This is a genomic window from Phycisphaeraceae bacterium (assembly GCA_015709595.1).
GTDB lineage: Bacteria > Planctomycetota > Phycisphaerae > Phycisphaerales > SM1A02 > CAADGA01.
Window position 1 is genome coordinate 418,973 of record CP054178.1, and the last position, 11,909, is coordinate 430,881.

Consider the following 11,909-nt stretch of genomic DNA (forward strand, 5'->3'; position numbering starts at 1 on the left):
CCTGTCCCTGGGGTGTGCGGAAGACCGAAGGCCGAACTTCCTGGCGCCAATTGCCTGACACCTGACGCCCAGCACCTAAAACCTCGATCTTTCGACCACCCAGTATAGGATCGACCTGTCTCATACCCGCCAGCTCATCGAAGTATGCGGCGAACCGCCCAACCAGCGTTCAGGAACCCGGCATGACCCCGCGCACCAGCCAAGCACGCCTTCCACGCACGCTCCTGACCGTTCTCTTGATCGGCGCGGCGTCGCTCGGAAGCGTCGTGCATGCACAGGATCTCGCCGAGTACTTCGGGTTCGCGGGACTGGAGATCGTGAAGATCGATCGAGGCGCAGGTCCGATCGCCGTGGCGGACATGGATGGCGACGGGCTCAATGATCTGATCGCGGTCAACAACTTCAAGAGCCGGGTGGAGATTCACTACCAGCGACGCAATGCCTCCCCGGATGGGGAGGCGCTCACGCCGCCGCGCACCAATGAAATCCCCGGCCATTGGCGTTTCCGGCGCGAGTTCGTCACGGTCAGTCACCGCGTGGGCGCGATCACGCCCCACGACTTCGACGGCGACGGCCGCCTCGACCTCGTCTACGTCGGCACGCCTTCGGAGATCGTTTTCCTGCGTCAGTCCAGCCCCGGCACGTTCGAGTCAGTCGCGCGGCATCGCGTGAAGGATCTGCTGGGCAACAAGGACGCCCTGCGCGTGGCCGACGTGGTTGGCGACGCCTCGCCTGAACTCATCACCATCGCCGAAGGGAAGATTCTGATCTGGGGCATGAAAGGCGCCTCGATCACCCGACTGGAGACGCTGGCGGGCGGCGCCCCGATCGTGGCGTGCTGGATCGACGACTTCGATGGCAACGGGCGGCTGGACGTGGCCGGAGCCATTCCCGACGACCCGTCCCCCGTCCGCCTCTGGCTGGCGGAGTCGGAGAATGGCCGGGGCGTGCTGGGCCCGCAGCTGCGCTTCGAGTCACCCCCCTTGGCGGAAGTGGCGCCCGTGCGTCTGCCGGGGGGCCCGGCGCCGCTCATCGCCACCATCGAGCGCGCCTCGCGCCGCATGGTGATCTCGCGGCTGGTGCGTGAGACCATCGGCCAGTCCGGCGACCGAGACGCCGCCCTCTCGGTGTTCGGCTTCACCGACCCGGCCAGCAAACTGCGCAGCGTGGTGGTGACCGATGCGGACGGCGACGGGCTGACCGACCTGCTCACCACCGACAACGAAGCCAACACCATCGTGCTGTACCGCCAGATCACCGGCAAGGGTCTGCAGCGTGTCCGCAGTTTCCCCTCGCTGGCCGAAGTCGGCGCCCTGGCGGCGGGCAACGTGGATGACGATCCGCAGGCGGAGCTCTTTGTCCTCTCGGAGAAGGAAAGCGTGGTGGGTCGCTGCGAGATCGACGTGGACGGTTCGATCACCTACCCCGCGCCCGTGCCGCTGCCGGAGGGTCAGACGCCCGTGGCCATGAATCTCGTGCGGCTCAACGGTCTGCCCCGGCTGGCGGTGGTGCTCAAGGAAGGCCGCACCTACTCCGTGGCGCTCATCGCCATGGACGGAACCACGGAACGAATCGGGCTGGGCTCGGCCAGCAAGTCGCCTGACTCCATCGTTGCGCTGGACGCCGATCAGGACGGCCGAACCGACGTACTGCTGCTCACCGGCGACAAGCCCATGATGATGCTTCATGCCGAGGAGACCGGATTCAAACTGCGCGAGTCGAAGGACATGGGTCAGTTCGGGCTGGTTCAGGCGGCGACCAGCGAGAACACCACGGTGCATGATGTGGATGGCGACGGCATCGACGAACTGCTTATCGCCGACCGCAACTTCGTGCGGGCGGCCCGCTTCGTGTCCAGCCCGCCCGCGGGAGTCAGCCCCGGCTGGCAGGTGGTGGCGCAGTTCGCGGCGGACAACCCCGCGTCGAAACTGGTAGCCATCACCGTGTCGCAGGGACGGATCATCGCCTCCGACACGCAGAACAACCGGCTGATCATCTTCGCGTCGGAAGAGGGAACCACGCCGCGAGAGTACCGCCAGCGCGAGAGCGTCTTCGCCCGCGGGTTCACCTTCAGCGACATCCACGCCGGGGCGTTCTCCGGCGACGGCGCGGAAAACGTGCTCGCTGTGGGCAGCGACGGCTTCGCGGTCATCCGGCTGGCGGGCGAGCGGCTGACCCTGAAGGAAGTGGCCGCCTGGCGCAGCGACAACGAACGCCGCGTTCATCATGAACTCACCGCCGGAGACGTGAACGGCGACGGCTTCACCGACCTCGTCTCGCTGGATGCTGGCGAACAGATGCTCGAAATCTTCACGTTCTCCGAAGCGGGGCGCATGCTCCACGCTGCAAGCTGGAAGGTGTTTGAGTCGCGCCTCTTCTCCGGCGGCGAGCCGCGCCAGTTCGAGCCCTCCGCCTGCGTGATCGCCGACGTAACGGGCGACGGAGCGGACGACCTGATCCTGCTGACCCACGACCGGGCGCTGATCTACCCGCAGATGACGGAGACGAGGTGATCCGCCCGGCTTCTGAATACCCTCACGCATCTTGAGCGCGGCCTCGACGACAACCCAGCCCGACCGCGACCGCGTGGATCTGGCCCGCGTGCGGCGCACGGTGCCTCGGCTGCTCATGCTGGGGCTGCGGCATCGGGGCGCCCTGGCTCTGGCGCTGCTGGTGACGCTGGTGCTGCAGGTGATGGCGGTGGGCGAACTGGTCAGCGCTGGGCTGGCCGTGGACGTGCTGCGCCATCACGCCGATGCCAGCGCTCCCGCCCCATCCTGGCCGCTGGGGTTGACGCCCCCCGATGACGCGCCCTTCATGCGGCTGCTGCTCTACACCGCCGGTGCCGCGCTGCTGTTCGGCATCGTCCGCGCCTTCGGCTACTACGCCGAGCGCGTCACCGATGAGCTGCTCGCCCAGGCCATCGTGGTGCGGTTGCGGGATGAGGTCTACGAACGACTGCAGCGCCTGCCCTTCTCCTTCTTCGACACGCATGACTCGGGCACCATCATCAACCGAGTCACAGGCGACGTGCAGTCCGTGCGACAGTTCATCCAGGGCGTGCTGATCCGCGCGCTGACGTCGGTGGTCACGCTCATGGTGTACCTGGCCGCCATGCTCATGATCCACGCCTGGCTGACGCTGGCGTGCCTGGCGTTCATCGTGGTGCAGGCGTGGGTGATGATGCGATTCGCCAGGCGGGCGGCGCCGGCGTTCCGTGTGCAGCGCGAGCTGCTCGACAACCTGACGACACGACTCTCCGAGGGCGTGCAAGGGATCCGCGTGGTGCGGGCCTTCGGGCGCGAGCACTACCAGATCGACCGCTTCGAGCGTCAGAGCGCCGACGCCCGGGACCAACGCATGTCGCTGTGGACCCTGATGAGCAACCACATGCCCTGGATCATGGGCACCTCGTGGATGAGCGTGGCCGTGCTGGTGGGCTACGGCGGGTTCCTGGTGCTCGTGGGGCCGGAGGGAGGCGGCATCGCGCTGGGATCCATGTGGGTCTTCTTCGGGCTGCTGCGCACGCTCTCGGGACAACTGGAAGGCATCGTGCAGGTGGCTGGCCAGCTGCCCGAGGCGATGATCGGCGCCGAGCGCGTGTTCGAGATTCTGGATGAGGAGCCATCGATCACCTCGCCTTCCCGTCCCACCCCGCCGCAGGCCAGCCAGCTCGGCGCGGTGGAGTTTCGCGGCGTGTCATTCGGCTACAGGCCGGATGAACCGGTGCTGCGCGATCTTTCCTTTTCGGTCGCGCCCGGAGAGACCATCGCCATCGTCGGCCCCACCGGGTCCGGCAAGACGACGCTGCTGCAACTGATCGCGCGTTTTCACGACCCGACGGTCGGGCAGGTGCTGGTGGACGGGGTGGACGTGCGCGAGCGCGACCTTGATGAGTTGCGCCGCTCGATCGGATTCGTGTTCCAGGAGCCGTACCTGTTCTCTAACACCGTCGCCGCCAACGTGGCGTTCGGAAGGCCGAATGCCGATCCCACGCGCATCGACGCCGCCATCGCCACCGCCGGGGCGGCGGAGCTCGTCCCGCGGCTCGAGCACGGCGCCGACACCATCATCGGTGAGCGAGGCGTAACGCTCTCCGGCGGCGAGCGGCAGCGACTGTCGCTCGCCAGGGCGCTGCTCATCGAACCGCGCATCCTGATTCTCGATGACGCCATGAGCGCGGTGGACGCGGAAACCGAGGCGCGCATCGAGAAGGCCATCGCCCGCACAAGCCGTGATCGCACCACGATCATCGTCTCGCACCGGCTCAGCACGCTGCGACGCGCGGACCGCGTGCTGGTGATCGAGGGCGGCCGCCTCGTCGCCGAGGGGACGCACAACGACCTGATGCTTCGTGACGGACACTACCGCGATGCGGCGCTGGCCCAGTTGCAGGAGGAAGCCGCTGAGCGAGCCGGGCGGGACACCGACGGCGATAAGGGCGTCACACCCCCTCTCCTGACGGGGGAGGAACTGGGTGAGAGCGCCGCTCCCCCCGCCCCTCCGGGAGAGGGCCGGGGTGAGGGCGCTTTCATTCTGCGCTCGCCGAACAGCCACGGAGGAGGCGCCGCATGAGCCCGACCTCCCCCACCGCCGCAGCGCTTCGCGATCGGAATCGGCTGGCGGTCGTCTCCGCTGCGGACTCGATGGGCGACCGCGCCAAGCCGCTGGACTGGGCGATTTCGCGCCGCATCCTGCGGCACATGCTGCGTTATCGCGGATTGTTCTGGTGGATCGCGGTGTTCGCCACGGGGCTGGCGCTGCTCAACGGCGCGTTGCCGCACGCGGCCGGGCTGGTGATCGCCGGGCCGGTGGTGTCGCCCGCGGCGTTCGAGGAGTCGTGGGGCATCCCCGCGGGCACGGGCGTGTGGCTGGGCGCGGGGCTGATTGCGCTCCTCGGCCTGCTGTGGGTCGTGGTGATGAAGGTGCGCTTCGTGCTCGTGGCGCTCATGGCCGAGCGCGTGGCTCATGATCTGCGGGCGGCGCTCTTCCGCCACCTGCACCGTCTGGGGATGAGCTACTTCGACCGCACCAAGGTCGGCTGGATCATCGCGCGGGGGGGCAGCGACATCGACCAGATTCGCAGCGCGGTGTCGCAGGTCATTCCGCGAACGCTCATCGCCGCCCTGCAGATGGCCTACGCGGCCTTCGCCATCGCGCTCTACGACCTGTGGATGCTCGGCGCGCTGGCGCTCATCGCGCCGGTGGTGTACGGCATCAACCACTACTTCCGCCAACGCCTCTCGGTGGCACACCGCGAGGTGCGGGCCAGTTTCAGCCGCCTGACCGCCAACCTGGCCGAGTCGGTAGCGGGCATCCGCGTGACGCAGGCGTTTGTACGCGAAGGACGCAACGCCGCCATGTTCCATGATCTGAACATGGAGCACCGGCGCAACAACCTGCGCGAGGCGCGGGCCCACGGGCGCTACGTGCCAACACTGGAGTTCGCCGGCCAGGCGTTCATCGTGATCGCGCTCCTGCTGGGCGGCTGGCGCGTGCAGGAAGGACTGATGACCGTGGGCGCCCTGATCGGCGTGATGCTCATGTCGCGCCCCTTCTTCCAGCCCATCACCGTGCTGGGCGAAATGTACAACATGACGCTGCAGGCCATGGCGGGGGGCGAGCGAGTCTTCACCCTGCTTGACACCCCTTCCACCGTCCGTGAACCGGAGAAACCCGTCCCCCTGCCCCGCACCGGGCAGGGCGCGCGCGTGGAGTTCCGCCACGCGGGCTTCGGGTACGCGCCGGACCGGCCCGTCATTCAGGACGTGTCCTTCACCGCCGAGCCGGGCCAGACCATCGCCATCGTGGGCCACACCGGGGCGGGGAAGACCACCATCGCGTCGCTTCTGGCGAAGTTCTATGAGCACAACGCGGGCGACATTCTGATTGACGGCGTTCCGATCCGCGACATCCACTCCGACGACCTGCACGCCCAGACCGCGATGGTGACGCAGCAGCACTTCCTGTTCTATGGCACGGTGACTGAGAACATCCGCTTCGGCCGCCCTGAGGCCACCGACGACGAAGTGCGAGCGGTGTGCGAGCGGCTGGGCTGCCTCGACGTGCTGGAGTCGCTGCCGCACGGGCTGGCCAGCGAGGTGGGCGAGCGCGGCGAGAATCTGTCCCTCGGCCAGCGGCAACTGGTGTGCTTCGCACGAGCCATGATCGCCCGTCCGCGCATTCTGCTGCTCGATGAAGCCACCAGCGCGGTGGACGCCGTGACGGAGTCACGCATCCAGGCCGCCATTGAACGTCTGCTGGAGGGGCGAACCAGTTTCGTCATCGCCCACCGGCTCTCCACCGTCCGCCGCGCCGACCTGGTGCTGGTCATGGAACGAGGCCGCATCATTGAGCGCGGCACGCACGATCAACTGGTGGCCCAGGGTGGGGTGTACGCCGGACTGTACGAGCAGTTCGTGCGGCTGAGTACGGGGGAGTAAGTGGTTCGTATGGTGGGGCAGGCGTCACCACGACCACCCCGATCGCAGCCGAGACGGCTGCGTTGATGAACAAGACTGCCGTTCTGGCAGCAATACACGTGATTTCGCCCCCGCCAGCCGCCTGGGGAGCGGGCATCCCGTTTGCACATCCTCGGGTGGATTGGTGGGAATCCACGGCGTGAGCGCGCGAGGGTGTCTTCTCTCTCCTCCCCTCCGCGCTCCGCCCTTTTCTCCCGCCCGACGCCCGAACGCTCCCGGCAGGAACAGATCATGCGAATGGACAAGTTCACGTCGCTGGCCCAGGAAGCCATCGCCGCCGCCTCGCAGGACACGCTGGCCAAGGGCCACGCCGAGTTGACGCCGTTGCACCTGCTGGTGGCGCTTCTGGAGGATGAGGGCGGCATCGCGCGCTCCATCATCGGCAAGGCCGGCGTGCAGCCAGACCAGGTCGCCCGCATCGCCTCGACCGAACTGAACCGCATGCCGACCATCTCAGGCACGGCGCGGCAGCCGCAGATGTCCGCCGCGTTCATGCAGGTGGTGCAGGCGGCGGAGAAGGAAACCAAGGATCTTGGTGACGCTTACACCTCGTCCGAGCACCTGCTCATCGCGCTGGCGGACGTGAAGTCCAACGCCAAGGAGATCCTCTCCGTGCTCGGGCTGGACCGCAAGCGGCTGCTTGGCGCGGTGAAGGCCCTGCGCCAGGCCTCGGGCGTGACCAACATCACCGACCAGGACCAGGAGACCACCTACGAGGCGCTCAAGAAGTACGGCATCGACCTGAACGAGCGCGCCCAGTCCGGCAAACTCGACCCGGTGATCGGGCGCGATGATGAAATCCGCCGCTGCATGCAGGTGCTCTCGCGGCGCACCAAGAACAACCCCGTGCTCATCGGCGAGCCGGGCGTGGGCAAGACGGCCATCGCCGAGGGGCTGGCCCTGCGCATCGTCAACGGCGACTGCCCGGCGTCAATGCGGCAGTCACGCATTGTCACGCTGGATGTGGGCCAGCTGCTCGCGGGCGCCAAGTTCCGGGGCGAGTTCGAGGAGCGGCTCAAGGCCGTGCTGCGCGAGGTGGCCGCCAGCGAGGGACGCATCATCCTCTTCATCGACGAGCTGCACACGATCGTGGGCGCGGGCGCGGCGGAAGGCGCGGTGAGCGCCGGCAACCTGCTCAAGCCCGCCCTGGCCCGCGGCGAGCTGCGCTGCATCGGCGCCACCACGCTGGATGAATACCGCCAGCACATCGAGAGGGACGCCGCCTTCGAGCGGCGCTTCCAGCCGATCTACGTGGGCGAGCCGAGCGTTGAGGACACCATCGCCATCCTGCGCGGGCTCAAGCCGCGCTACGAGGCGCACCACGGCGTGCGCATCCAGGACGGCGCGCTGGTCACCGCCGCCACGCTCAGCCACCGGTACATTGCCGACCGCTTCCTGCCCGACAAGGCCATTGACCTGCTCGATGAGGCCGCGAGCCGACTGCGCATCGAGAACGATTCGATGCCGGTGGAGATCGACGAACTTCGCCGCCGCATCATGCAACTGGAGATCGAGCGCGAAGCCCTCAAGATCGAGAACGACCCGGAGTCGAAGAAGCGGCTGGCCACCATCGAGCAGGAACTCGCCGAACTCAATGAGCGCAACCGCACGCTCACGGCGCAGTGGGAGGTCGAAAAGAAGGAGCTTGACGAGATCAAGCGCGTCAAGGAACTGATCGATCAGAAGCGCATCGAGCTGGAGCAGCGGCAGCGGCAGGGCGACCTGGAGGCCGCCGCTCGCATCCAGTACGGCGAACTGCGCGATCTCGACGCCCGGCTCAGGCAGGCGGAAGCCACGCTCGCGAAGCGACAGGCCCAAGGCCAGGCGCTGGTGAAGGAGGAGGTGGACGCTGAGCAGATCGCCGAGGTCGTCGCCAAGTGGACGGGCATTCCCGTGTCGCGGCTCGTCGAGAGCGAGCGTGAGAAACTGCTGCGCATGGAGGGCGAGCTGCGCCGCCGCGTGGTGGGGCAGGATGACGCAGTCAAGGCCGTCTCCGACGCCGTGCGCCGCAGCCGCGCCGGGCTGGGCGACGCCAAGCGGCCCATCGGGTCGTTCCTGTTCCTCGGCCCGACCGGCGTGGGCAAGACGGAGTTGTGCAAGGCGCTGGCGGAGTTCCTCTTCGACACCGACGAGGCGATGGTCCGCATCGACATGTCGGAGTTCATGGAGCAGCACGCGGTGGCCCGTCTGATCGGCGCGCCCCCCGGCTACGTGGGCTACGAGGAGGGCGGCCGCCTCACCGAGGCCGTGCGCCGCCGACCCTATTCCGTCATCCTGTTCGACGAGATGGAGAAGGCCCACCCCGACGTCAGCAACGTGCTCCTGCAGGTGCTTGACGAAGGCCGACTCACCGACGGGCACGGCCGCACCGTGGACTTCCGCAACACGATCATCGTGATGACCAGCAACCTCGGTTCGCAGATGATCCTCGACATGGCCGAGAAGGGCGCGGAGGACTACGAGATCGAGGCGCACATGCGCGACCTGCTCAAGAAGACCCTTCGCCCCGAACTGCTCAACCGCATCGACGAGACGGTGGTCTTCCACCAGCTCACGCGCGAGCAGCTGCGCGGCATCATCGAGATTCAGCTCAAGCACCTGCGCACGCGGCTGGCCGATCGGGGGCTCTCGCTGGAGCTCAGCGAGGCGGCCGTCAAGGCGCTGGCGGAGGAAGGGTGGGATCCGCAGTTCGGCGCCCGACCGCTCAAGCGGGTCATCCAGCAGCGCATCGAGAACGAGGTGGCGTCGCGCATCCTCGCGGGCGAGGCGAGACCGGGCGACACCATCCGCGTGGATTACGAGGGCAAGAGCTTCGTCTTCTCGTCGGCAGGCCGGCGCCTGCCGGAAACCGAAACCATCGCCTGACGCGCCGCGTTACTCAGCGCCTTCGCCCTTGCGGCGGCGCTCCGCGTCGGCGGCGGCCAGCAGCAGCTCACGCAGACGGACGCGACGGTACGGCCCGTCATCCACGATGCCGCCCCGCAGGGCTTCGGTGAGCGGCGCCGGTTGCGGCGTCGGCCTCGCGGCGTTCGACTCCCGCATCACACTCGGCGACTGCGCGGTGATCCGCGGGTCCGCCCGCTGGTGCAACAGCGGAATCGCCTTCAGCCGGGCATCCAGGCGATTGGAACGGGCGATCAGATCCGGATGCGGCGCCATCGGCTCCAGGGGAATCCCGCCGATGTGGAAGATCGTCCCCGGCGGAATCAACGGTCCGCGCTCGTCGTACACGCTCTCGCGGAAGAGAGCATAGATCGCGCCATCCACGCGCATCAGCCAGCCGGGCCGCCCCGGCACTCGATAGACCTGCTGAAAGCCGGACGGCACGCGCAGCCCGGGGTCGATCACGCGACCACTTCGCGCCAGACCGGCGCCGACGTCCTCGATGCCCTGATCGACGGGCGGACCGAAGTCCGCCCGATCATCGCGACGAAGATCATGACGCTCCTGCGCTCCGACCATCATCGGCGACAACACGCCGATGAGCACGCCCAGGATGACGACCGGATTGACCATCCGCAAACGCTCCACGGCGGGCCACGGCCGATTCGGCGGTGCAACGGAGCTGACTCCACCCGACACCGCACGGCTCGCGGAGCCGCGACATGCCGCCAGAACAGTCTATCGGCCAGATGCGCCTCGGGGGCGAGCGTCAGGCACGGGCGAATCCGTCCGTCTCAACCCGAACGATGGTCGTTGTGGCGGCTGGCAGCACCCGGGGGCCTTCGATGGTCTCGATCGTCAACCCCCTCGTTGGGTCGATCCCAATGATGGCGCCTTCATACTCCCGTCCGTCGTGGCGCAGCACGGCGTGAGCGCCGGTGAGCAGGTCGCGTCGGCGGAACGCCTCCTTCAGAGCGTCATCGGTCGCCACCCAGCATCGCGACAGCGCGCCGATGAGCGTTTCAATCACGACCAGCCGATCTACGCACGCGCCCGCCTGGGCCAGCGAAATGGCGATGGACCGCAGGTCGTCCGGCCAGTCGCACTGCGACACGTTGATGCCGACGCCCACGCGTGCGACGGCGCGATCCTGCTCCACCAGCACGCCCGCGATCTTGCGTCCGTCAACGATCACATCGTTCGGCCACTTGAGCCGCACGGGACGGTTCAGGTGTGATTCCACCGCCTCCGCCGCTGCGACCCCCGCCAGGAGAGAGAGGCGTTCGGAGACGCCAGCGGGCAGGGTGAACGTGACGGCGGCGCCTGCCGGTGCGCCGCTCGACCCGCGAGCCCGCTCCGCGCCGCCGGACCACCGCCGCCCCAGCCGTCCGCGACCGCGCGTCTGCTCCCACGCCACGATCACGTCGCCTGGCTTGGCGTTCAAGCGGATCGCGGCGTCCTGCGTCGAATCCACCTCGCGCAGCACCACGGCGCGGCGCAGCGGTGATCCCGACGCGGCAAGCCGGTCGATGGCCGCGTTCAGCCGATCAGGCCATTGCTCGAGAGGAATCTCGTTCACGACGGTTCGATGTCCAGTCCCACGTCGAGCGCAGGCGCGGAATGCGTGATCGCCCCCACGGAGACACGCTCGACGCCCGACTCCGCGATGGCGCGAATGGCGCCAAGCGACACGCCGCCCGACGCTTCCAGCAGCACGCGGCGACCCGACCGGTTGCGCTTCTCCACCGCCTCGCGCAGCATCTGGAGCGGCATGTTGTCGAGCAGAATGACATCCACCAGACCTTCTTCACAGGCCAGCACCGCCTCCAGCTGAGCGAGCGAATCGACTTCCACCTCAACGAATCGCGGAGACGCGGAAGCGCGCACCGCGCGGACGGCACGATTGATCGCCTGCGTCAGGCCGACGGTCGGAACGTGGGCGAGGTGGTTGTCCTTGTAGAGGGCAGCGTCATACAGCCCGACTCGGTGCAAGGTGCCGCCCCCGCAGCGCACCGCGTACTTCTCCACGCCGCGAAGTCCGGGCGTGGTCTTGCGCGTGTCGCAGACCACGGCTCCCGTGCCGCGCACCTGCTGCACGTGGGCGTCGGTGATGGTGGCGACGCCTGAAAGCCGACCGATCAGGTTGAGCAGCGTGCGCTCGATCGCCAGGATGCCCCGCAGCGGGCCTTCCAGCCGGGCCAGCACGTCGCCGGCCTGGCATCGGGAACCATCGGGCCGCCTGATCGCCACGTCAGCCGGGCATCCGAACACATCCAGCAGCAGCGGAACGGCGGCCAGCCCCGCCACCACGCCCGGCCTTCGGGCGCCAAGCGTGGCGCTGGCGATTGCGTCTTCGGGAATGATCGAGTCGGTCGTGATATCGCCCGCCGCCCCGAGATCCTCGTTCCTGGCGATCTCCAGCGTGCGGCGGAGCAGCCCGTCGGCGGTGAGGGCGTGGAAGAGATCCGGCAGCGGCAGGGCGTTGAGATCAAGCACGCTGGAGTGTAGACGCGGTTGGCCCCGCCCCATGCGCCCGGTATCCTC

General features: G+C 68.1%; 7 protein-coding genes. 4 read left to right on the forward strand and 3 right to left on the reverse strand.

The features are described 5' to 3' along the window. Positions 1 to 182: 182 nt before the first annotated feature. The 4 genes from HRU76_01930 to clpB all read left to right on the forward strand — a co-directional run bounded on the left by HRU76_01930 (position 183) and on the right by clpB (position 9,347). A complete protein-coding gene (locus HRU76_01930) occupies positions 183 to 2,513 on the forward strand; it encodes a VCBS repeat-containing protein (protein ID QOJ16423.1) in 2,331 nt (776 codons plus the stop codon). Between the two features lie 31 nt (positions 2,514 to 2,544). Continuing rightward, the gene (locus tag HRU76_01935) at positions 2,545 to 4,575 is read left to right on the forward strand and encodes an ABC transporter ATP-binding protein (GenBank protein QOJ16424.1); all 2,031 of its coding nucleotides are present in this window, start codon (positions 2,545 to 2,547) and stop codon (positions 4,573 to 4,575) included. 71 nt (positions 4,576 to 4,646) lie between these two features. Continuing rightward, the gene (locus tag HRU76_01940; protein QOJ19060.1) at positions 4,647 to 6,443 is read left to right on the forward strand and encodes an ABC transporter ATP-binding protein; all 1,797 of its coding nucleotides are present in this window, start codon (positions 4,647 to 4,649) and stop codon (positions 6,441 to 6,443) included. Between the two features lie 270 nt (positions 6,444 to 6,713). Beyond that, a complete protein-coding gene (gene clpB, locus HRU76_01945; protein ID QOJ16425.1) occupies positions 6,714 to 9,347 on the forward strand; it encodes an ATP-dependent chaperone ClpB in 2,634 nt (877 codons plus the stop codon). A gap of 9 nt (positions 9,348 to 9,356) precedes the next feature. Here the strand turns inward: clpB and HRU76_01950 are convergent, their stop codons facing one another. The 3 genes from HRU76_01950 to nadC form a co-directional block, all read right to left on the reverse strand. Then, positions 9,357 to 9,998 (reverse strand): hypothetical protein, encoded by a 642-nt coding sequence (locus HRU76_01950; protein QOJ16426.1) that lies wholly within the window; start codon positions 9,996 to 9,998, stop codon positions 9,357 to 9,359. Positions 9,999 to 10,134: 136 nt separating this feature from the next. After that, positions 10,135 to 10,944 carry a biotin--[acetyl-CoA-carboxylase] ligase gene (locus HRU76_01955; GenBank protein QOJ16427.1) on the reverse strand — a complete coding sequence of 270 codons (810 nt, stop codon included), beginning with the start codon at positions 10,942 to 10,944 and terminating at the stop codon, positions 10,135 to 10,137. Further along, positions 10,941 to 11,894 carry a carboxylating nicotinate-nucleotide diphosphorylase gene (nadC, locus tag HRU76_01960; GenBank protein QOJ16428.1) on the reverse strand — a complete coding sequence of 318 codons (954 nt, stop codon included), beginning with the start codon at positions 11,892 to 11,894 and terminating at the stop codon, positions 10,941 to 10,943. The genes HRU76_01955 and nadC overlap by 4 nt, the downstream gene beginning before the upstream one ends. Positions 11,895 to 11,909 lie beyond the last annotated feature (15 nt).